Genomic DNA, 22,438 nt, shown 5'->3' on the forward strand with positions numbered 1-22,438 from the left:
AAAAGATTTATGGGGAAATAAGGGGGAAAAATATGTCTGCAAACATGTATCAATTACTTTCGATTATCATTTATATGATAGCTATGCTAGGAATCGGTTGGTATGCATTTGTTAAAACATCTAATTTAACCGATTACATGCTCGGTGGGCGTTCGCTAGGCCCTGCTGTCACAGCGCTAAGTGCAGGTGCAGCAGATATGTCTGGCTGGCTGTTAATGGGATTACCGGGTGCGATCTATTTATCTGGAATTGTTGAGGCTTGGATTGCTATTGGTTTAACGATTGGTGCCTATTTGAATTGGTTACTAGTAGCACCGAGACTACGTGTATATACACAAGTTGCTAATGACTCAATTACTATTCCGAGTTATTTAGATAATCGTTTACGTGACAACACAAAGCTTATAAGAATTGCGTCAGGTATTATTATTTTAATCTTTTTTACATTTTATGTTTCTTCGGGAATGGTTGCAGGAGGCAAGTTTTTTGATAGTTCATTTGGCTATGACTACCATACTGGTTTATTGATTGTATCTGCTGTTGTTGTAGCATACACATTGTTTGGAGGATTTTTAGCTGTTAGTTATACAGACTTTTTACAGGGTCTAATTATGTTTGTTGCACTTATTTCTGTACCGTTATTTGGATTGTTTTTAACAGGTGGAATTGGAGACACAATAGCATCTATTAAAGCTGTAAATCCTGAACATCTAAGTTTATTACCAGCAACTGCAACTGCTGCTGCAATTATTTCATCACTTGCATGGGGACTAGGTTATTTCGGACAACCACATATTATCGTACGCTTTATGGCAATAAGTTCAGTAAAAGAAACAAAGCAGGCACGTCGTATCGGTATTGGCTGGATGATGCTAAGTTTGTTCGGGGCGATTGCAACAGCTTTGGTAGGTGTAGCATATTATGAACAAAATGCAGGTGAGTTAAAGGACGCCGAGACAGTATTTATTGTCCTTGGCCAAATCCTATTTCACCCATTCATTGCAGGTATAATGCTAGCTGCCATTTTAGCCGCGGTTATGAGTACAATTTCATCACAATTAATTGTTACTTCGTCAGCGCTTGTAGAAGATATTTACAAAGCTATATTTAATAAAACGGCAGATGATAAGCATTATGTTTTTATTGGCCGTGTCGCTGTTTTAGTTGTAGCTATTATCGCGGCGATTTTAGCATGGAATCCAGATAGTTCTATTTTAGGCCTAGTAGGCTTTGCTTGGGCTGGCTTTGGTGCAGCATTCGGTCCAGTAATATTGCTGTCTCTATATTGGAGGAAATTAACGAATTACGGAGCTCTCAGTGGGATGATAGCAGGTGCTGCAACTGCCTTCATTTGGGGGAAAATAAAGGTCTTATCGGATACATTATATGAGATTGTTCCAGGCTTCTTCGTATGCTTAATCGTTGCGGTTATTGTCAGTATCTTGACATATAAACCGAATAAAGATATTGAAGACGAGTTCAATCGCACTGAGGTATTGTTAAAAGAAGAACGAAAGTAAATAAATGTAGTGCGCCTTTTTTTATAGAAGGCGCCTTTTTTACGATATATATGTTATTGAAAATAAGATAACTACTAAACAACACGAATTTGGACATTATATGGTAAGATGAAGAAAATTTGTCGGAGTAGCATCAAGGCATTGGTGGGAGGTTTGTGGATGGATAGAATTAAAGAAGTAGATATATTGGTGGAAAAAGCTATTTTAGTTGGCGTAAATTTACGGAATGATGAGCATTTTGATTATTCAATGGAGGAGCTAAAAAATTTAGCTGAAGCTTTAAATGTTGAAGTAGCTGGCATAGTCACACAAAATTTAGAGCGAGTTACGCCATCTCATTATGTTGGAACAGGGAAAATTGAAGAAATAAAAAACTTTTATGATGAAGTACAGGCGAATTTAGTAATTTTTAATGATGAATTATCTCCTTCGCAAATCCGTAATTTAGAGCGCGATTTAGAAACAAAGGTTATTGATAGAACGATGTTGATTTTAGATATTTTTGGACGTCGTGCTAAAACAAGTGAAGCTCAGCTGCAAGTTGAGTTAGCGCAATTGCAATATATGTTACCTCGTTTGGTTGGTTTGCATGCTTCTCTCAGTCGTCAAGGTGGCGGTACTGGAGGTGGCTTTAAAAACCGTGGTGCCGGTGAGACAAAGCTCGAGCTAGACCGTCGTAAAATTGAGGATCAAATTGCGAAAATTAAGAAGGACCTAGAGCATGTGAAGGAGCAACGAGAGACGCAGCGTAAACAACGACGTAAAAATGCCGTCCCTGTCGTTTCTATTGTTGGCTATACGAACGCTGGTAAGTCAACCATTATGAATCAGCTACTTACGAAAATAGGGCAGGAAGATCATAAACAAGTGTTTGAAAAGGATATGCTTTTTGCCACACTTGAAACATCTGTCCGTCAAATAGAATTACCTGATAAGAAGACATTTTTATTAACAGATACAGTTGGTTTCGTTAGCAAATTACCGCATCATCTAGTGAAGGCATTCCGCTCAACTCTAGAAGAGGCTCGTGATGCCGACTTATTACTACATGTTGTGGATGTTTCCAATTCTGAGCACGGCTTTATGATGGACGTAACAAATGAAACGCTTAAAGCAGTTGGCGTTGAAGGGATACCAACAATTTATGTATATAATAAAGCTGATATAGCCAACGTTCCATACCCTGTGATCAGTGGTGATAATATTTGGATTTCAGCGAAGGAAGGGACTGGATTAGAGGAATTATTGCAAATGATACGTCAGCATATTTTCTCAGATTATATAACATGTAAAATGCTCATTCCGTATGAGCAGGGAAATATCGTATCTTATTTAAATGAACATGCCTCTGTCTATGAAACAGCGTATGAAGAAAATGGCACGCTGTTAACAATAGAGGCAAAAGAAGCGGATTACGCAAAATTCCAACAATATGTAATTAATTAATCACAGACATGTTCTAAAAACATGTTAGAAGCACTCTTCGTGTTTCTAACGTGTTTTTTGTTGCGAAAGAAAAAGCGAATTTATATCATTGTGGATTAAATTTTAGATAATACTAGCTTTTTTGTTAATAAAGTAAATAATCTGATTATAAAATATTTTAGAATAATTTTACAGAGGTTTATAAATTAGTAGATATTAAAGAGTAAGAAAACTCAGTAATATCAATAGGTTTGCTATAATTATAGCAAAATGAGTCTGAATTTAAAGAAAAGGTGTAAAATTCCAACATTTTTTAAAACTCTTGAAAAAGTTTTTAAAACGCTTTAGTATGATGAAATAAAGTTTTTATCCTTACAATTGGGTAATAATATTATTATCGAATAATGAAATCGGGAGAGGATATTTTTATGTCTACTAAAGATGAAATTGTAAAATCCGTCCCTCAAAACGGCTTTGTCGGACACCCTAAAGGGCTCTTTACATTATTTTTTACAGAATTTTGGGAACGATTCTCATACTACGGTATGCGAGCAATTCTGATCTTCTTTATGTATTATGAATTGCATGAAGGCGGTCTAGGTTTAGATCGTGGAACAGCGAACTCCATTATGGCCATCTACGGATCAATGGTTTACATGTCCGGGATACTCGGCGGTTGGATTGCTGACCGAATACTAGGTACACGTAGAACCATCTTCTATGGTGGAGTGTTCATTATGTTTGGACATTTCCTGCTAGCTTTACCTGGTGGTGTGAGCATGTTATTTGTTTCAATGTTCTTTATTGTCATTGGGACAGGTTTATTAAAACCGAACATTTCAAGCATTGTCGGAGATATGTATGCTGATACAGATAGTCGCCGTGATGCAGGTTTTTCAATTTTCTATATGGGTATTAATATGGGATCATTCCTTGCACCTTTAATTGTCGGAACAATTGGACAAAAGTATAATTTCCACCTAGGCTTTGGTGTAGCAGGGATCGGAATGTTAGTTGGTTTAATTATTTATAAATTAACAGAGAAAAAATATTTAGGGTTAGCAGGGTTACAGGTAAACAACCCGTTACTGCCTGAAGAACGTAAAAAAGTCTTTTCTCGATTTGGGATTATCGCTTTACTTATTATTATTGCTGGGGCAATTGGTATTAAAACTGGCGTACTAACAATGAATGTCTTTAGTATAATTATTACTACGCTAGGTATTGTAATTCCAACATTGTTCTTTATTTATATGTATCGCAGTGAGAAAACAACGAAGGACGAGAAGTCTCGAGTGCTCGCTTATATTCCGTTATTTATATCAGCTGTAATGTTTTGGGCAATCCAAGAACAAGGGGCAACTATTTTAGCAACGTTTGCAGATAGTCGTACACGATTAGATATTGGTGGTTTCCATATTCAATCTTCTTGGTTCCAATCGTTAAACCCTTTATTCGTCGTTACAATGGCTCCATTGTTTGCCATGTTATGGATGAAATGGGGAGATAAGCAACCATCGACACCGCGTAAATTCGCTTATGCATTATTCTTTGCAGGATTGTCATTCTTAGTGATGATGCTTCCAGCGTATTTATCTGGTGGTACAGATTTAGTAAGCCCATTATGGTTAGTATTATCATTCTTTTTAGTTGTAGTTGGGGAGTTATTATTATCGCCAGTAGGTTTATCGGCTACTACAAAATTGGCTCCAAAGGCTTTTGCTGCACAAACGATGTCGCTTTGGTTTTTAACAAGCGCAGCAGCGCAAGCGATCAACGCACAACTTGTAAAAGTCTATGAAGTGGTAAGTGAATTCACATACTTCGGTTTCTTAGGCTCATTATCAATTGTTTTAGGGATCATAATATTAGTACTTTCACCGATTATTTCAAAAGCTATGCGAGGTATTAATTAATCAAAAAATGCAAGTACAGTTATTCAAATAACTGTGCTTGCATTTTTTTTGTATAAAGAATATTTTGTTGATAATCTGCCCATCACATAACGTGTGGTTAAATGGCTGGAACGGGACGTTTTAGAGTAGAAAAGTTATTATTTTCATTTATAATAATCTTAATAGTATGATAATTCAAGGGGTTGGATGCTATGAAGGAAGCTTTGAGTCGTTTGAGGCCAAGATTAATGGATATTTTCACGTACTTGCACGCGAATCCAGAAATAAGTTGGCATGAGGTAGAAACAACAAATTATATTTTCGATTTACTAACTCGTGAAGGTTTTTCACCAATACGCTTTAAAAACAGTACAGGGCTTTATGTTGATGTAGGGAATGGTCAACCTAAAGTCGGTTTACGTACAGACATGGATGCGTTATGGCAGGAAGTAGATGGTGAATTTCGTGCGAATCACTCCTGTGGCCATGACGGACATATGACGATGGCAATCGGTGCCCTCTTACTTTTGAAAGAGCTTGCTCCATCATTCAAAGGTACAATTCGTGTAATTTTTCAACCAGCGGAAGAGAAAGGAACAGGCGCTTTCTCTGTTTTAAAAGAAGGAGTCATTGATGATTTAGACTTTTTATTTGGTGTCCATGTAAGACCTGTCCAAGAGCTTGAAGACGGTACATATTGTGCCGCGTTGCACCATGGAGCTTCTCGATTATTAGAAGGAGAAATCATTGGAGAAGATGCCCATGCTGCTAGACCGCATCTTGGTGTGAATGCCATTGAAGTAGGAGCAACTATTATTGAAGATTTACGAACCATTCATACAAATCCGATGGTTCCTGTATCAATTAAGATGACTAAATTTCATGCAGGAGGAGAATCCGGCAATATTATTCCTGGGAATGCAGCGTTCACAATTGATATACGAGCTCAACAAAATGATGTGATGGATGCACTTGTACAGGGAGTAAAAAGGGTTATTGATTCTTCCAAGCTGTTGCATAAAGTGCAGATTGAATTACGTACAGTGGCAAATATAGTAGCTGCTGAGGTAGACTCAACCGCTCAATCTCTTATGGAGAAAGCAATCGTGCAAGCAACAGGGGTGTCGAATTTAAGAAGGCCAATTCATACACCTGGAGGAGAAGATTTTCATCATTATGCTGTCCAACGCCCACATTTAAAATCTACGATGTTAGGTTTAGGCTGTGGACTAGCACCAGGACTACATCATCCGAAGATGAAATTTAAGCAGGCAAGGCTAGTAACTGGAGTTGAAATTCTTACAAGAGCGGTATTGTTAGCGTTGGAGTCAGGGAATACAAAGGAGGGGTCAGTATAATGTTAGAGAGAGTGCGTATTCAAAAAGTAATGACACCTACAGAGGTTGCAGAAGTGCAAATTTTAAACGAAAGTATTTGGGGGAGTCAGGCTATTCCCTCTCATCAATTGTTAGCGGCTGTACAAAATGGTGGATTAGTACTTGGGGCGTATTTAGACGACAAGCTGATTGGCTTTAACTACTGCTTTGTTGGCTATGGACATGGAAAAATGTATTTACACTCACACATGATTGGCGTGGAGAAAACATATCGTGAACAAGGTGTAGGTGAATTATTAAAGCATGCCCAGCAGGAATATGCAAAAGAACATGGGTTTCAGCTTGTGATTTGGCTATTTGATCCACTAGAAGCATGTATGGCTAATTTATCGTTTTTGAAGCTCAATTCCTTTAGTCTTCAGTATGAAAATGATTATTATGGTCCGCTCAAGGATGATTTTAACGATGGGCTACCTTCAGATCGAATTGTCGTAGAATGGTGGATCGAACGCGATCGAGTAGATGATTCCTTAGATGAACTAGAAGAGGGAGTCGAAGAAATTGTACCGTGGTCTTTAACGGTAGATGGCTTACCGGTGCTCGATATTGAAGGTGAATTTCAGCGAGAGCAATTATTTTATAAGGACGCTTATTTATTGCCCATACCTCAATATTTACAAAAGATGAAAGTGGATAGTCCTAAGCTTGCAGAAGACTGGCGTTATAAAGTTCGTACTATTTTAACGACATTATTTGAACAAGATTATGCAATCGTTCGAATGAAAAAGCACAAGGAATATGTCCATAGCTATCTATTAGTCAGACGCTCCTTATTAGCTTTATAATAAGGATAAGGAGTGAAATCTTGTGAAACTAGAACAGATTACAGTTAGACATATGAGAATGCCAATGAAATCTCCGTTTACAACGAGTTTTGGCACAATTGATGAAAAGGAATTTTTACTTATAGAAGCGATAGATCAATCAGGAACTGTAGGATGGGGAGAAGCTGTTGCCTTTGTAGCGCCTTGGTATACAGAGGAGACATTAAAAACAACATGGCATATGCTTGAAGACTTCTTGATACCTATCTTGTTACATAAAGAGGTTGGGCATCCAGATGAAATTAGTGCTTTGTTTTCCTCTATTCGTCGTAACTGCATGGCGAAGTCCTCTATTGAAGGGGCTATATGGGACATTTATGCTCAACAAACGAAACAATCACTTGCAAAAGCATTAGGTGGACATAAGGAACAAATAGAGGTAGGCGTTAGTGTAGGTATTCAATCTTCCACCGAAGCATTAATAGAGCTATTAAAAAGCCATGTAAATAAAGGCTATAAACGAGTAAAAGTGAAAATTAAGCCTGGTCACGATGTAGAAGTAATTCGTGCTATACGAGCTGAAATGCCCGATCTGCCATTAATGGTAGATGCTAATTCAGCCTATACATTGAACGATATGGATGTATTGCAGCAACTTGATGCATTTAATCTATTAATGATTGAGCAACCTTTAGCTGTAGATGATATTGTCGATCATGCTAAGCTACAGCAAAAAATAAAAACACCTATTTGTTTAGATGAAAGCATCACTTCCTATGAAGATGCTCGAAAAGCGATAGAGCTTGGTAGTTGTGGTGTTATCAATATTAAAATAGGACGTGTAGGCGGTTTAACAGAAGCAAGAAGAATTCATGATTTATGTAAGGAAAATAAAATTCCTGTTTGGTGTGGTGGCATGCTAGAGGCAGGAATCGGACGAGCGCATAATATTGCATTAACATCGCTCACTAATTTTGTGCTACCAGGGGATACTGCAGGCTCTAGTCATTATTGGTATGAGGATATCATTACACCTGAAGTAATTGTAGAGGATGGTTATATTCGTGTGCCACAAACAATTGGTATTGGATATACACCTAATTTGAAGGTAATCGATAAGCTAACAATCAGCAGAAAGGTCTATCAATAATAGGTTCATCACCACACTTTGGTGATGATCCCGATAATAGGATAAACAGGGAGAGAACTGATTGAAAAAAAGTTTGCAAATCGGTGGTGCCTATGTAGGAATTATCGTCGGTGCGGGATTTGCATCAGGACAGGAAATCGTACTTTATTTTACAAGCTATGGCTTTCATGGGGTATATGGTGCATTTATTGCGACATTTGGATTTGCTTTAGTGGGAATGTGCATTGCACAAATTAGCTCAAGATTACGTACGACATCGCACAAGGATTTAATTTATCAAATATCAGGTAATACTGTAGGCTTTGTGATGGATTATTTACTGTCCCTTTTCTTATTCGGTGTAGCAGTAATCATGTTTGCAGGAGCAGGCGCTACGTTTCATCAAATGTTTGGACTGCCGGTTTGGCTAGGGAGCATTTGTATGATTGTACTGACTATAGCGACGGTTATGATGAATGTGAAGAGTATTATAAACATTATTGCTATTGCTACACCCTATCTGCTAGCAATTGTCTCGATCATAGCTGTCTATTCAATAGCTACGATGGATTTGACCTTTGTCGAACAAGCTGTTATCGCACAACAAGCACAAGTGAGTACTAAAAGTTGGTGGACTACAGCTTTACTGTATACGTCTTTTAATATCGGTGTGTGTTTTTCTCTTTTAACTGTTATGTGTGGATCTATTCGCAATGAGAAGGTGGCGGGGATGGGAGGCATTATTGGTGGGGTTTTGCTCGGAGCTTTAATTCTTCTTATTAACCTATCCCTTCTTGCCAAAATGAATGTAATCGTTGGCCTAGATATACCGATGCTAGCTTTAGCAAATGAAATTCATCCTCTAGTCGGTCTGTTGATGTCTTTTTCCTTATTAGGGATGATTTATAATACAGCGGTAGGGATGTTCTATTCATTTATGGTAAGGTTTTTTAAACCTAATAAGGCTAGTTTTAAGGTTACTGCCTTTTTTATCGGCGCATTGGGCTTTTTAGCAAGTCTCGCTGGCTTTACAACGCTTGTAGCCAAGCTATATGCAGTGATGGGGTATGTAGGTTTTATATTAATCATTTTAATTGTTTTTGCGTGGCTCAAAGGCGTTCGACGAATAGCATAATTTCTTTCAGCGAATGTTTTATGTAGCAAAAGCAATAACAACACACGACTGAGTGACCAACATCATGTTGTTGTTGCCGCTTTGCTTTCGCGCAAAAGACATTTATTGGCCCAAAGCCTCCGGACGCAATTATCAATTGATTTAAAAGGTGATTGAGAAAAAATTAGTATTTTATTCTCAATTACCTTTTTATTGTGACGAAAAAGTAGAGATATTTAACTTTGAGGAACCAAATAAATAAGAATTCCGTTAAGAAAGCTCGTGTTATTAAAGATTCTCAAATAAAACGAGAATAATTCTCAATGGAAGGTTGACTGAGAATGGAAACGAGCTTATAATGAGAATCGTGAGTAATGATAATCATTTTCAATGATTATTACGAGCAAAAATGAATCTACCGGGGATTACAATGAAAAAAAGATATCTTTTAACAGCAACTGTTGTGTTGTCTATAGTTTCACTATTTATCGGAGTAGTTGATATTAAACCGAGTGATCTATTAGACTTCGAATCAGAAGAAACTAGACTATTTATTATTAGTCGTATACCGAGACTTGTAGCAATTTTGTTAGCAGGTGCAGGTATGAGTATTGCTGGTTTAATTATGCAAAGCTTAAGTAGGAATAAGTTCGTGTCACCAACGACAGCAGGTACATTAGATGCTACGAAGTTGGGGGTTCTAATTTCGATGATGTTTTTCACAAACGTCACGTATTTTCAAAAAATTTCCTTCGCTTTCCTATTTGCTTTAGCCGGCACATTATTGTTTATGCAAATATTAAATCGAATCAAGTTTAAAGATGCGATCTTTATACCGCTTATTGGCTTAATGTTTGGGAATATCCTTTCTTCAATTACAACTTTCTTTGCATATAAGGCGGATATTATCCAAAACATTTCTGCGTGGTTACAAGGAGATTTCTCATTAATGATGAAAGGTCGTTATGAGCTTTTATACATAAGTGTACCCGTGCTTATATTAGCTTACATTTATGCGAACCGCTTTACAGTGGCAGGAATGGGTGAGGATTTTGCAAAAAATCTTGGTCTTTCCTATAAATTCATTGTGAATTTAGGTTTAGTGTTAGTAGCACTTATTTCGACAACGGTAGTACTGACAGTTGGTGTGATACCGTTTCTCGGTTTAATCATTCCGAATATAATTTCGCTGTTCAAAGGGGATAATCTTGCTAAGACATTGCCTCATACCGCACTACTAGGAATGTCGTTCTTGTTATTCTGCGACATTATAGGGCGTGTACTGATTTTCCCTTATGAAATTCCGATTAGTATGACTGTCGGTGTCATCGGAAGTGCAATCTTCCTAATTATGTTATTTAGGGGGAAAGCATATGCGTAACCGTACAAAAATGTTGATCTTACTAGGTTTGGCTGTAGCATCTATTTTACTGTATGTATTTTATGGACTTAATGATAACTATCATTATGCGTTCCCACGCCGTCTCATTAAAGTGTTTGCTATGTCGTTAACCGGAATTGCGATTGCTTATTCGACGGTGGTTTTCCAAACGATTACACATAACCGTATTTTAACGCCAAGTGTAATGGGACTTGATGCATTATATATGATGGTTCAAACGTTCATCTTTTATTTCTTTGGCTCTATGTCGATATTCGTCATTAATGCCAAATACAATTTCTTACTAGCTGTTTCAGCTATGGTTATCTTTGCGTTAATTTTTTATCGTGTATTGTTCAAAGAAGGTAAGCGTCCGATTTATTTCTTACTGCTTGTCGGTATGATTGTCGGAACGTTTTTAGGAAGCGTAACTACGTTCTTCCAAGTTTTAATAGATCCGAATGAATTTTTAAGCTTACAAAGTAAAATGTTTGCAAGCTTCAACAATGTCAATTCGGATTTAGTATGGCTTGCAGCTGTTGTCATCATCATTACCTTTATTTATGGCTGGCGTCATATGAACCAACTAGATGTAATGTCTCTTGGTCGGGATACAGCCATTAACCTAGGGGTACCATATGATAAGCTTGTACAGCGTATGCTCATATTATCTTCGGTGTTAATAGCCGTATCTACAGCTCTTGTTGGGCCTATTACGTTCTTTGGCTTAATCGTAGCAAATTTATCATATCAATATTTTAAGACGTACAAGCACTCTGTGATCGTCATAGGTTCTTGTGTAATGAGTATTGTAGCTTTAGTCGGTGGACAGTGGATGGTCGAACGTATATTTAACTTCGATACAACCCTGAGCGTTATTATAAACTTCGTAGGTGGCGTATACTTCATCTACTTATTATTGAAGGAAAGTAGGTCAGCAGGATGATCCAAGTAAAAGAACTCTCCAAGTACTTTGGGAAAAAACCGGTCATTCAAGATGTCAGTGTCGACGTTGTACCAGGGAAAATAACATCTTTTATTGGACCAAATGGTGCAGGTAAATCAACATTGCTTTCAATGGTAAGCCGTTTACTTAATGCAGATACTGGAGAAGTATTACTCGACAAGTCTGATGTACGTCGTTGGAAATCAGATGACTTTGCAAAGCGAGTATCTATTTTAAAGCAGTCAAACTATATGAATGTACGCTTAACAATTCGTGAGCTTGTTTCATTCGGGCGATTCCCTTATTCAAAAGGTAATTTAAAGCCTGAGGATGAACTAAAAGTAGATGAAGCAATTCAATATATGAATTTAGAGGATATTCAACACAATTATTTGGATGAATTATCCGGCGGTCAACGTCAACGTGCATTTATCGCAATGGTTATTGCACAGGATACAGACTATATTTTGCTTGATGAGCCGCTCAACAATTTAGACATGAAGCACTCTGTGCAAATCATGAAAATTTTGCGTAAGCTCGTGGATGAGTTAGGGAAAACGGTTGTCATCGTATTACACGATATTAACTTTGCTTCGGTCTACTCTGATCATATTGTTGCATTAAAAAATGGTCGTGTTGTCAAAGATGGTCCAACAAATGACATTATCAACCCTGATGCACTTAAAGAAATCTACGATATGGATATTCCTGTTCAAGAGCAAAATGGATGTCGCATTTGTGTGTATTTCAACTCTTAGAAATAGTAAAGATGGGATAACCATCTATTAACTATAAATTAAATTTAAAGGAGCAATTTTACAATGAAAAATTGGAAATTACTAACTGTATTAATGGCTATGATGCTATTAGTATTAGCTGCTTGCGGTTCTAAGGACGAAGCAAAAAAAGAAGAGAAAGATTCTTCAACTGATAACAAACCTTCTGAGACGCAAAAGGAAGAAGCTACAGCTTATCCAATCACAATTCCAGGTAGCACACAAGGTGAAAATACATTTAAAGAAGTAACTCTTGATAAAATGCCAGAAAAAGTTGTTGTATTTGACTATGGTTTCCTTGATACTTTAGATGCTTTAGACGTTAAAGTTGCAGGTGTTCCACAAAAATCAGTTCCAAAGTATTTAAGCAAATATGCTGATAAATCTTACGTAAATATTGGTGCTTTAAAAGAACCAGATTTTGAAGCAATCTCTGAAATGAACCCAGATATTATTTTCATCTCTGGTCGTCAAGCAGCAGCTTATGATGAGTTATCTAAAATTGCACCGACAGTATTCGTAGGTGTGGATGCAAAAGATTTCATGCCATCATTGAAAGCTAACGTTGAATTAGCTGGTAAGATCTTTGGTAAAGAGAAAGAAGCTGCTGATGCATTTGCTGCTTACGAAGCAAAAGTAGAGGAAGTTAAAGCGGCAACAGCTTCAGCTAAAGAAAAAGCTTTAATCGTACTAGGTTCTGAAGGTGCATTATCTGCATATGGTCCTGGTTCACGTTTCGGTGTAATTCATGATGTTTATGGTGTAAAAGCTGCTGATGAAAAAATTAAAGTTGATTCACATGGCGACAATGTAAGCTTTGAATATGTACGTGACACAAACCCAGATGTTTTATTCGTAGTTGACCGTGATGCTGCTGTAACTCCAGAAGGTGAGTCTGGTACAAAAGCTGCAATTGAAAACGAAATCGTTAGTGCTACTAACGCTGCGAAAAACGGTAAAATCTTCTATTTAGATCCGCAAGTTTGGTATTTATCTGGTGGCGGTTTAACTTCTGAAACTCAAAAAGCTGATGACATTTTAAAGGCGTTTAAATAATATGTTTGTACAAATTAAACGTATTGTCGTTACGGAAGGGAATTCCGATAAAGTAGTTGAACGTTTTGGTGCTAAAAAAGATGGTCCAACATTACTTGAACAACAGCCAGGCTTTATTGATAAGCAAGTACTTTTGAAAAAAGTACGACGTGGTGATGAAGAAGTGTTAATTGTGGTTCGTTGGGAATCAGAAGAAGCATGGAAAAATTGGGAGAAGAGCCCGGAGCATATTGCTGGTCATAAAGCAAATGCTGGTAAACCGAAGCCTGATCACATCATCGAAAGCGGACAAGAAGTTTATTATGTAAAAGGTTAATAATGTAGAGGTGTCTCAAAGTCCATTTGAGGCACCTTTTTTTTATACGAATACATACGGTCTCGTAGAAAAAACAATAGATAGGCAAAGAGACAGAGAGCGAAGGAAAGAATGGCTAGCGAGACTGAAAGAAGTCGGAGTGACGGATAGAAAAATTAAGCGATGAATAGAAGCATTGAAATGACACATAAAACGTTATTAAGGAAGAAGGGAGGCACAAATTTATAACCGTGCCATCCCAATGTAGTTTTATTTCTTAATGCTTAATGGACGCTTTATTCCATGCATTAAATGCTGTCGTAATATTAAAAGAAATACCATTATCACTAATGGAGACCTCGGTAAAATGTTTGGGTGCATAATTAGCTTCCTTTATAGCAGTATTATTTTTCCCTAAAGAGGACATTTCTATTTCTGAATTATAGAGATAAATAGGTAAGCCGACAGCGGCATTTCTAATAGAAGTGCTAGAGCAATTGCCTCTAGCATTTATAATACAAAAGCTTGGAAACGCATAGATTATAGGTGTATGTATGTTTAATCCAGAGGTAAATGGACTTACTAAAGGCGGTATAGATTGATTTTCTTCAGATACTCTTTTAACTCCATATTGTTCAATAAAAGCGTCTAGCTTTTGCTGAAAAGTATCCTCAAATCCAGGAATATTGCAAATAAAATTTGAAAATGTAGATTTGCTTTTATACTCTGCCAATGTTTCTTTATAAGCCTGTTGCTCGGCTTCAACAATTATTTGCTCTATACATTGCTGTTCTTTCGAAGGTTTTTTAATCGTTATTTCCTCTTCAGAAACAGAAATTGTACAGGAGAAATTAGCTGTAAGTATTAAAACATTTTCATTTACGTCATTTTTCATTTCAATCACTCCCTGTGTTTCGAGTATTTCCCTGTTAATAGATTTAAATGATTCCTAGCTGTCCATCGTGATAACTTAAGATATTTTTATTCCGAATGCACTTAGCCTTCTCTTCAGTACATGGCATACGTTCTTAATTCTATTTCTAATATTTGGCGATGAAGCTTTTAACTTGATTAAATCAAAATATTACGAACAGAATGCAAATGATCTTACCCTATTTAAGCGTATCATCGATAAGGACGCCATTTCAATGGTGGGTTTACGCCAAAAAATGGCGGTCAATAATATAATACCGCCATTTTTTGGCGGTATATCCGTCATGATTTTATGTAAAATATTCCCTTATAATTTTAATTCCTAGTATTATTTCCCATTAATCTGTATACTATTTGATAACATACTTGTGGGAGGAGAGGACTATTGCAGGAGCTTGACGAAAAAATTAATGAAGCATTGGATATTCTAATTGAAAACGAGTTATTGATAGGTCTTGAACTACGGTCGATGCTAAAGATTTTTAAGGAAGAAAAAAAGGCAGTTGGCTATTCATTTGGTAAGCTATGTTATTGGCATTACGAAGCATTTGCAGATTGTTTGAACGAGGACATCTATAAAGTTGCCGCAGCAATTGAACTTTTAATTTTATCGTTTGATATCATCGATGACTTGCAGGACAAGGATTCAGACTACAGTTGGACTAAAACACCTGAATTATCATTAAATGTTGCGTTAGCTATGCTAGTGATGGCTTCTAGAACTATACGTGAGACTTCCTTTGAACACAAAAGTGCAGCTATTCAAATACTTGATGATTATGCATTACGAAGTATAAATGGTCAGCAATTAGATTTACTTAATACTTGTAGGGATGAGCAATCATATTTACAAATGATTGAGCAAAAGTCAGGTTCTTTAACAGCAATGGGTTGCTTAATTGGTGAAGTACTTGCAAAAGGTGAGACATCTTCTGATGTTAACGAGTATGGGAAATACATAGGTATTATCCAACAAATTAAAAACGATATTCAAAGTTTAAAAACTTGGGGATCAAAAAATGATTTGTTAAATAAAAGATACTCATTGCCTATTATTTATCTTTTATCACAGAAAAATGATGTTTCAAAGTCTGTTTTAAGCTATTATAATGACAATATAGATGCATTTTTAGATAATAATGCTACGGCAAAAGAGTTGACAAATGGTGGTGCGATACGTTATGCAATTACTATTAAAAATGTATATAAGTTAAAAGCATTAAATGCTCTTGAAAATGTAGCTATAAATGAAGTATATACAGACTACCTAAAAAAACTTATGAAATGAGGAGAGATTAGTATGATTAATGTAATTCAACATCTAGAAAAGAACCAAGAACTAGTTACACTAATAAAAGAACAAAAAGCCTCATTAATTGGAATTTCAGCTATGGAGCAAAAAGCAATACTTGACTCATTTGAAGAAATAGTATGCTTAGAAAACGTATTTTGGAACTGAAAATAATTAAACGTATATGGTTTCTGCTTGCTATAAGTATTTACATATTGCTAGGTTCTTACCTACTATATGTCACTTACAGCATGAATTTTTTGACAATAGGTTTAAAAGAAGAAAATGGGGAATGGGTAGCAACTAATTCATACAATAAACAATTAGCGGATGGAAATCGAATTACTAAAGGAGATGTTGTTTTAAGTGTAGATAACATCCAAATAGAGAATGTCCCTAATGTAAAACATGATCATGTTTTACGTACGGCAAGCTCACTAACAATTATGAAGCCTAACGGACAAATAATTGATGTGAGGATTAGTAAATCAGATTTACAAGAGCAATTTTTTTATTATTTATTGGTAATACCATCCGGTTACTTTTTTTTAACATTAATTATTGTGTTTTACTTATATTTTAAACAAAAAAATACATCTCTTTTATGTTTGCTTATTTTATTTTTGCTCACTGTTTCCATTGCTTATGTTAGCATCGGTGCATCCGGCGGCCTTAACAGTATAGGTGTAATCGTTAACCGGGGTACCATGTTGCTATGCTTAGTGTTACTACTCCATTTTTTAAGAAATTATTATACATTTTTAAAAACAAACTGGTTGCGTTCTAACAATATAAAATTATTTTATATTCTTCCTGTGGTAGCAATGATACTAGGCGGTATGGGCATTATTTACCCTGCTATTAATAATTTACTTTCGAATATTGTACTAACTGTGTTCCTCATTTTCCTTATTATCATACTTAGTATTTTATTGCTAAGCTATTTCAAATATAAATCGCCTCAGTTAAAAGTTTTATTAATTAGTATAATGATTCCGTTTCTGCCATTCCTTTTTCTATATGCGCTCCCTAACATTTTATTTCATCAATCTATACTTTCAGCTGAAATTAGTGCTCTATTTTTATTGCTAATTCCGTTTAGTTTTATTTTTACACAGTTAGCAGAGCGGCTATTTGATATTGAATACCATATTACAAGACTTAGGTATTATATAATTTTTTCATTAATATTTACTTTATGGTTTATAGTCGGTTTGTATTGCATTGCCGGAAAATATTTAACAATACCTGTAATATCAGGTGTTTCTCTCTTTACTTTTACATCGTTAGTTGTCCTTTTTTACATAAAAGAGAAGGTAGATTATCGAAAGCGAAAAATTTTATTTTCGACAAAAGGGGATTATATACACCAGCTATACACTGCTGTCGATAGGATTGGTAAAACGATTAAAATAGATGAGCTTCTAGAGAAGTTTGCACAAGAGGTTTCATTACATCTTGAGCTAGAGAATGTATTTGTATTAACTTATAACTATGACACAAATCAATTTTCTTCAACGGTTGAGGTAAAGCTTTCAACTAATCCAGCGCTAATAGAGGATTTAAAATTAGGAGAAATACGGAGAATCGACAAAGTCTACTTAGCCTTCCTCCATCAAGATGCTCATTATAAAAGAGCCTTAGTATTGGAACATAAAAATTCGATTCATTTAAAAGATGAAGAGCTTTTATGGCTTGAATTGCTTTTATTATATGTAAACAATTTTATTGAAAATACAAAGATGGTAGAAGAGCTGTTAGAGGAACTAAGGCATATGAGACAGGTAGATGATAGTCAATTACCTTGGTTAAGCAAATTATTATGGTTAAGATTTGAAGAGGAAAAATATCAATTAGCTCAAGAATTACATGATACCAATTTGCAAGAGCAGCTCCATATTGCCCGTGAGGTTGATGTCCTAGTCAATGCGAAAGATACAACGGATATTCAGCAAAAACTTGATAAAATTCATCAACAGATGATTACGTCTTTACATGATTTAAGAGCGTATTGCGAAAATTTAAAACCTCCATTATTAGATACATTAGGGCTAAACGCTGCGTTAGAAAAGTTAATTCGTAAAGTAATAGAAAGAGCTAGTTTTAAATTAATTTATACGATAGATCGCCTTTATTTAGAAGATGAGCGTATGAATTTAATGATTTATCGACTGTTTCAAGAATTACTCAACAATGCTTTAAAACATTCCTATGCAACAACAGTTGAAATACGTTTACAAGAAATGAACGATGGTTTTGAAATCATCTATAAGGATGATGGGGTAGGCTGTAATGTAGATGATATTATTGTCGGAGAGTCAATGGGAATTCAAGGTATGCAAGAGCGTGTAAAGGCCTTTAATGGGCAGTTTTACATTGATTCACAGGATAATGAAGGGATGTTTATTAGAATTACAGTAAAAGAAGGAAGTGATACACTTGATTACGATGCTTATAGTGGATGACCACCCTATTGTGTTAGAGGGAACGAAAAATTTATTTCAAGAAAATGATGATATTATAGTTGATACAGAAAGTGATGCGACTCATGTCATACAGAGAATTAAAAACAAACCGTATGATATTTACTTAATTGATATAAATATGCCATTAGAGAATGGCATACATTTAGCACGCAACATTAAAGCTATCCAGTCAAATGCTTCAATTATCCTTTATACTGGTGATGATATTACTGATTATTATCCACTTATTTTAGAGCGGAAAATAGAAGGGATTTTAGCTAAAACAGCGTCTAAGGAGCAAATTTTACGAACTGTTCGAGCCATTGCAAATGGTGAGATTGTGTTACCTCAAAATTTCTTGGATTTTCTCGATAATAAATTTAAACTGCAGGATGCAAAACTTGATATACACTTAAATGAAAAAGAAAAGAAAATTTTAAGGTTGATTGCAGAAGGACATACGAATAAAGCGATTGCTATAGAATTAAATATCCCTCAGCGAACAACTGAAAGATATTTAACGCAGCTATTTTCTTTATTGAATGTAGATTCACGGACAGACGCTGTGAATCTTGCAGAAAGAATGAATTTACTATAGATTGTCTGTATGTTATAATCATTCTTGCTGGTAGATTTTTCAATAAAAAGGGAGAGTTTAGGTGGTTTTAAAATACCATAATTTAATTTAGTTAATTATACCTAAACTATAAGTCTAAATATCTAAAATTTTCATTTGATACCGCCAAAATTTGGCGGTATTTTTTGTATGTCCGCCAAATCACGCCAAAAATTGGGACAAAGACCGCCAAAAAATTGGCGTAAATCCAACGTTGAAATATCGGTGTAAGTACTGGTACGCTTAAGTTAATCGTGGTTAAGTAGATTTGTTATAGTAAGTAATACGATAATATAAGATTTCGATAAAAGCCTAGTTATCTAAGAATAAAGTAGAGATTGTAGATTTTTTTAAAGTTACTAGCCAGTCAACATACTTCACTATAAAACTTTATATAAAGGTAGGCGTGTATTTTGAAAGTAGAACTTGAAAATTTATTTTCTATAGATGAATCTAGTCAAGATCAAGTCATTAAAGTTTATAATCGCTATGGTATTTTCGTCGGTACGCCTGAAATAAGAAAGAGAAATTTAAAGGCATCATTTAATCCTATTTTTACATTAAATGATGATGTAACATACGAACATGTCGCGGCACTATATAAATCATTGGAACATGAATTAGGAATTGTTTCTATTGGGGAACGCTTTTACTTTGACTTTTCAGATAGCGAATATGAGCAAGCTTCATTGTTTACCTTAAATTCGGCAGGTAACTCCCCTGATATGTTTATAGATGATAAAGGAACTTTATTTTCTTTAAGCACCCATTGCCAGCACTGTGGACTAATGGAAAAAGAACAACTTTCACCATTAGTGATAGATACTACGGAAATGAAAGATCGTCATCTAGTTCATGTGAGCGGATATTGGGTAGCTTCACAGGAATTAGCGACATTAATGAAACAAGAAGATATTAAAGGCTTTGAACTTTTAGAGGTTATTCATCAAGGACCGGAAGAAGGGAAGCGAAAAGCTTTTCAAATTATACCGACACAAGTATTGCCGGAATCTAGCACTGGAAGAGTTAAATTGTATTTTGCGACAGAGCAGCCTCCATGTCGTTGCGGATTAAGTGGGGTAATTAATGGTCCTGATACTTATCATCGCGAAGATTTAACCAATATAAAAAATGATATATTCCTCTCGGCAGAATGGAGCCATGACGGAAGATATTTATACCGAAAAACTTTGTTCAGTAGAAAGTTTAGAGAACTAATTATTAAAAATAATATATCCCGTGAGGTAAGAGGAGAGAAGGATAGAAACTTTGGACCGAAGGATTGGTTATTCGATCCAGTGTTATTAAAATAATTCAAATCGAAAATGAGGATGTGTATATTTTGTTTAGAAAAATAATACCTATCGTTGCAATCTTATTTGTCGTTGCATTAGCTCTTTCAAATTATTTTAATAAAGCAGAAGGAAAATCCTTTGTCATACCACAAGAAAGAGGGAATACGGTAGGTTAGAAACCGGTCATTAAGGGGCAGTTGATTTTTTAAATTATACAGCCCCTTAATGCGGGATAAAGAGAAACTTAAATCAGTGGGGAGATTTACCCCGCTGATTATTAGACTTCACCAACCGGTCATTAAGGGTCAGTTGATTTTTTAAATTATACAGCCCCTTAATGCGGGATAAAGTGAAACTTAAATCAGTGGGGAGATTTACCCCGCTGATTATTAGACTTCACCAATCGGGCATTTAGGGGCAGTTGATTTCTAAATTATACAGCCCCTTAATGCGGGATAAAGAGAAACTTAAATCAGTGGGGAGGTTTACCCCGCTGATTATTAGACTTCACCAATTGGGCATTTAGGGTCAGTTGATTTTTTAAATTATACAGCCCCTTAATGCGGGATAAAAAGCAAATTACCTCAAGCAAGCTTAAATATGATATGATGTGAAAAATGTAATAGTAGCATATAGTTTTGAGGTGAAGTAATAAATGAAAAAGTGGGCTTATCCTTTAGCGGTATTAACGCTCATTATCTTTTTTGTGTTACGAGGTACTTTTCAAAGTAAATTAATCAGTACTTTTGATACAAAAATGGCTGATTTATTTTTCGGTAACCGTTTTGTAGAATTTTTTCACTATATAGGAGAACCGGTATTTGTAGTATCTGTCGCTATCGTCTTAATAGTGTATTTAGCGTGGAAAGTGAAAAATAACCGAGGCATACTATTTGTTTTGTTAACAATCGCAGGTGGGAATGTACTTAACCAATTATTAAAAAAATGGATTCAACGACCAAGACCGGAGATTGAAGAACAATTAACATCCTTTAGCTTTCCATCCGGACATTCTATGACCGGTATCTTGTATTTATTTACAATTGCTTATGTGTTTTCGGAGAACAATAGCAGGGGACGTAAGACATTACTTTGGCTTGGGGCAGTTGTTTTAACTGTGCTTATTGGTTTGTCTCGAGTTGCTGGAGCCCGTCATTTTGCTTCTGATGTATTGGCCGGCTGGAGTATGGGGTATACGTGGTTTGTTATTTGTGTTTTTTGGTACGAACGTCGAAAGAGACTTTTTAAAACGAAAAATAAATTATAAACCTGAAATGGGAGCCATCTAATTAAAGTTGGTTCCCTTTTTTATGTAGAAATAAGGGCGTCACTTATGAACATACAGCCCTTATCTCCGGCTCACCACCAAAAGGGAAAGCGCCCAGTCGGAACGGAAATCAACCACACGTTATGGTGATGAGCTTTATTTTTTTAATTACATGGAAACAGCCTTGTCTGCTTCCATAAGCTTTTTTACAACTTCTAAGCAATCATAGAATGTTTCAAAAGACTCATAAGGAAGATGAAGGTCTTTACAACGTTTAATAAGATGATCTCTAGCAAGTACTAAATCTGCCTGTTTTGCAGCCTCAAAATCAGAGAGTGAATCTCCAATCACGATTTTAAAATGATTGCTCTGTGCAACCTGTCGCATAACGCTTGGCTTGCAACAACCGCAGCCCTGTGTCTCAAATTTCGTACATTCTTCATCACAGCCGTTTGGAAAGACGAGTTTAATTTGCTGTCCGGAAAAATCGGCACTATTACAATATATACCGGAAAATGGACCGTACTTTTCTAACAGTGGCTCAATGAAAAAGTCTACACCTCCACTAACAATATAAAACGGAATATGCTTCTCTTGTGCAAAACGAACGAAATCACCAAAGCCCTTACGTATAATGGCTGTATTTAATAAATAATGGATAACATCATCCTTTTGTTTAGTCGATAATAGCTCGAACATTGCTGAAACGCCATCTTTAAAGGTAATGGTTTGTTCCATCATTGCCGTAGCAATTTTCTCAGATTCCTCTGGAACGAATTGAGTCATTAGTGAGACGATATTATCTGTTTCTGTAATAGTACCATCAAAATCACAAAAAATAATTGGTTTCAAGCTACTTCCCCCTTCCAAGAA

21 protein-coding genes are annotated in these 22,438 nt (G+C 35.8%); 19 read left to right on the forward strand and 2 right to left on the reverse strand.

Features of this window, described 5'->3' with window-relative positions:
• The first annotated feature begins 32 nt into the window (after positions 1-32).
• The 12 genes from putP to ACFTQ7_RS11355 all read left to right on the forward strand — a co-directional run bounded on the left by putP (position 33) and on the right by ACFTQ7_RS11355 (position 13,719).
• Positions 33-1,520, forward strand: a complete 1,488-nt coding sequence (gene putP, locus ACFTQ7_RS11300) for a sodium/proline symporter PutP (protein ID WP_386828788.1) — start codon at positions 33-35, stop codon at positions 1,518-1,520.
• 159 nt (positions 1,521-1,679) lie between these two features.
• Positions 1,680-2,966 carry a GTPase HflX gene (hflX, locus tag ACFTQ7_RS11305; RefSeq protein WP_386828789.1) on the forward strand — a complete coding sequence of 429 codons (1,287 nt, stop codon included), beginning with the start codon at positions 1,680-1,682 and terminating at the stop codon, positions 2,964-2,966.
• A 407-nt stretch (positions 2,967-3,373) separates the two neighbouring features.
• A complete protein-coding gene (locus tag ACFTQ7_RS11310; protein ID WP_386828790.1) occupies positions 3,374-4,861 on the forward strand; it encodes a peptide MFS transporter in 1,488 nt (495 codons plus the stop codon).
• Between the two features lie 191 nt (positions 4,862-5,052).
• Positions 5,053-6,198 (forward strand): M20 peptidase aminoacylase family protein, encoded by a 1,146-nt coding sequence (locus tag ACFTQ7_RS11315; RefSeq protein ID WP_386828791.1) that lies wholly within the window; start codon positions 5,053-5,055, stop codon positions 6,196-6,198.
• Complete coding sequence (locus ACFTQ7_RS11320; RefSeq protein WP_386828792.1) at positions 6,198-7,022, forward strand: GNAT family N-acetyltransferase; 825 nt, start codon at positions 6,198-6,200, stop codon at positions 7,020-7,022. The genes ACFTQ7_RS11315 and ACFTQ7_RS11320 overlap by 1 nt, the downstream gene beginning before the upstream one ends.
• Positions 7,023-7,044: 22 nt before the next feature.
• Positions 7,045-8,151, forward strand: coding sequence for an o-succinylbenzoate synthase (menC, locus tag ACFTQ7_RS11325; RefSeq protein WP_386828794.1), 1,107 nt, complete (start codon positions 7,045-7,047; stop codon positions 8,149-8,151).
• A gap of 61 nt (positions 8,152-8,212) precedes the next feature.
• Positions 8,213-9,265 (forward strand): YkvI family membrane protein, encoded by a 1,053-nt coding sequence (locus ACFTQ7_RS11330; protein ID WP_386828795.1) that lies wholly within the window; start codon positions 8,213-8,215, stop codon positions 9,263-9,265.
• Between the two features lie 409 nt (positions 9,266-9,674).
• Positions 9,675-10,625, forward strand: a complete 951-nt coding sequence (locus tag ACFTQ7_RS11335) for an ABC transporter permease (protein ID WP_197143796.1) — start codon at positions 9,675-9,677, stop codon at positions 10,623-10,625.
• Complete coding sequence (locus ACFTQ7_RS11340) at positions 10,618-11,571, forward strand: iron chelate uptake ABC transporter family permease subunit (protein WP_386828797.1); 954 nt, start codon at positions 10,618-10,620, stop codon at positions 11,569-11,571. The genes ACFTQ7_RS11335 and ACFTQ7_RS11340 overlap by 8 nt, the downstream gene beginning before the upstream one ends.
• Positions 11,568-12,329: an iron ABC transporter ATP-binding protein gene (locus ACFTQ7_RS11345; RefSeq protein ID WP_349659320.1), complete on the forward strand. Its 762-nt coding sequence runs from the start codon at positions 11,568-11,570 to the stop codon at positions 12,327-12,329. The genes ACFTQ7_RS11340 and ACFTQ7_RS11345 overlap by 4 nt, the downstream gene beginning before the upstream one ends.
• Positions 12,330-12,392: 63 nt before the next feature.
• Entirely contained in the window at positions 12,393-13,403 is a 1,011-nt protein-coding gene (locus ACFTQ7_RS11350; protein WP_386828799.1) for a siderophore ABC transporter substrate-binding protein, read from the forward strand.
• Between the two features lies 1 nt (position 13,404).
• A complete protein-coding gene (locus tag ACFTQ7_RS11355; protein ID WP_079562489.1) occupies positions 13,405-13,719 on the forward strand; it encodes an antibiotic biosynthesis monooxygenase family protein in 315 nt (104 codons plus the stop codon).
• Between the two features lie 256 nt (positions 13,720-13,975).
• Here the strand turns inward: ACFTQ7_RS11355 and ACFTQ7_RS11360 are convergent, their stop codons facing one another.
• Positions 13,976-14,593 (reverse strand): hypothetical protein, encoded by a 618-nt coding sequence (locus tag ACFTQ7_RS11360; protein WP_386828801.1) that lies wholly within the window; start codon positions 14,591-14,593, stop codon positions 13,976-13,978.
• 423 nt (positions 14,594-15,016) lie between these two features.
• Between ACFTQ7_RS11360 and ACFTQ7_RS11365 the strand changes: the two genes are divergently transcribed.
• From ACFTQ7_RS11365 to ACFTQ7_RS11395, 7 genes are all read left to right on the forward strand, one after another.
• Positions 15,017-15,919, forward strand: a complete 903-nt coding sequence (locus ACFTQ7_RS11365; RefSeq protein ID WP_386828803.1) for a polyprenyl synthetase family protein — start codon at positions 15,017-15,019, stop codon at positions 15,917-15,919.
• Between the two features lie 12 nt (positions 15,920-15,931).
• The gene (comX, locus tag ACFTQ7_RS11370) at positions 15,932-16,090 is read left to right on the forward strand and encodes a competence pheromone ComX (protein ID WP_386828805.1); all 159 of its coding nucleotides are present in this window, start codon (positions 15,932-15,934) and stop codon (positions 16,088-16,090) included.
• Between the two features lie 83 nt (positions 16,091-16,173).
• Complete coding sequence (locus ACFTQ7_RS11375; RefSeq protein ID WP_386828807.1) at positions 16,174-18,387, forward strand: sensor histidine kinase; 2,214 nt, start codon at positions 16,174-16,176, stop codon at positions 18,385-18,387.
• Entirely contained in the window at positions 18,371-18,985 is a 615-nt protein-coding gene (locus ACFTQ7_RS11380) for a response regulator transcription factor (protein WP_349659508.1), read from the forward strand. The genes ACFTQ7_RS11375 and ACFTQ7_RS11380 overlap by 17 nt, the downstream gene beginning before the upstream one ends.
• 431 nt (positions 18,986-19,416) lie before the next feature.
• A complete protein-coding gene (locus ACFTQ7_RS11385; RefSeq protein WP_386828809.1) occupies positions 19,417-20,316 on the forward strand; it encodes a hypothetical protein in 900 nt (299 codons plus the stop codon).
• Positions 20,317-20,345: 29 nt separating this feature from the next.
• The gene (locus ACFTQ7_RS11390; protein ID WP_349659519.1) at positions 20,346-20,474 is read left to right on the forward strand and encodes a hypothetical protein; all 129 of its coding nucleotides are present in this window, start codon (positions 20,346-20,348) and stop codon (positions 20,472-20,474) included.
• Between the two features lie 479 nt (positions 20,475-20,953).
• Entirely contained in the window at positions 20,954-21,565 is a 612-nt protein-coding gene (locus ACFTQ7_RS11395) for a phosphatase PAP2 family protein (protein ID WP_386828810.1), read from the forward strand.
• A 168-nt stretch (positions 21,566-21,733) separates the two neighbouring features.
• On the opposite strand, the gene ACFTQ7_RS11400 is transcribed toward ACFTQ7_RS11395, so the two are convergent.
• Positions 21,734-22,417: an MtnX-like HAD-IB family phosphatase gene (locus tag ACFTQ7_RS11400; RefSeq protein ID WP_386828812.1), complete on the reverse strand. Its 684-nt coding sequence runs from the start codon at positions 22,415-22,417 to the stop codon at positions 21,734-21,736.
• Positions 22,418-22,438: the final 21 nt, after the last annotated feature.

The organism is Lysinibacillus sp. NPDC056959 (genome assembly GCF_042674095.1).
GTDB lineage: Bacteria > Bacillota > Bacilli > Bacillales_A > Planococcaceae > Lysinibacillus > Lysinibacillus zambalensis.

Coding starts and splice junctions, on each gene's coding strand:
- putP (WP_386828788.1), top strand. CDS start 33: ATGTCTGCAAACATGTATCAATTACTTTCGATTATCATTTATATGATA.
- hflX (WP_386828789.1), top strand. CDS start 1,680: ATGGATAGAATTAAAGAAGTAGATATATTGGTGGAAAAAGCTATTTTA.
- ACFTQ7_RS11310 (WP_386828790.1), top strand. CDS start 3,374: ATGTCTACTAAAGATGAAATTGTAAAATCCGTCCCTCAAAACGGCTTT.
- ACFTQ7_RS11315 (WP_386828791.1), top strand. CDS start 5,053: ATGAAGGAAGCTTTGAGTCGTTTGAGGCCAAGATTAATGGATATTTTC.
- ACFTQ7_RS11320 (WP_386828792.1), top strand. CDS start 6,198: ATGTTAGAGAGAGTGCGTATTCAAAAAGTAATGACACCTACAGAGGTT.
- ACFTQ7_RS11335 (WP_197143796.1), top strand. CDS start 9,675: ATGAAAAAAAGATATCTTTTAACAGCAACTGTTGTGTTGTCTATAGTT.
- ACFTQ7_RS11340 (WP_386828797.1), top strand. CDS start 10,618: ATGCGTAACCGTACAAAAATGTTGATCTTACTAGGTTTGGCTGTAGCA.
- ACFTQ7_RS11345 (WP_349659320.1), top strand. CDS start 11,568: ATGATCCAAGTAAAAGAACTCTCCAAGTACTTTGGGAAAAAACCGGTC.
- ACFTQ7_RS11350 (WP_386828799.1), top strand. CDS start 12,393: ATGAAAAATTGGAAATTACTAACTGTATTAATGGCTATGATGCTATTA.
- ACFTQ7_RS11355 (WP_079562489.1), top strand. CDS start 13,405: ATGTTTGTACAAATTAAACGTATTGTCGTTACGGAAGGGAATTCCGAT.
- ACFTQ7_RS11360 (WP_386828801.1), bottom strand. CDS start 14,593: ATGAAAAATGACGTAAATGAAAATGTTTTAATACTTACAGCTAATTTC.
- comX (WP_386828805.1), top strand. CDS start 15,932: ATGATTAATGTAATTCAACATCTAGAAAAGAACCAAGAACTAGTTACA.
- ACFTQ7_RS11375 (WP_386828807.1), top strand. CDS start 16,174: ATGAATTTTTTGACAATAGGTTTAAAAGAAGAAAATGGGGAATGGGTA.
- ACFTQ7_RS11380 (WP_349659508.1), top strand. CDS start 18,371: ATGCTTATAGTGGATGACCACCCTATTGTGTTAGAGGGAACGAAAAAT.
- ACFTQ7_RS11395 (WP_386828810.1), top strand. CDS start 20,954: ATGAAAAAGTGGGCTTATCCTTTAGCGGTATTAACGCTCATTATCTTT.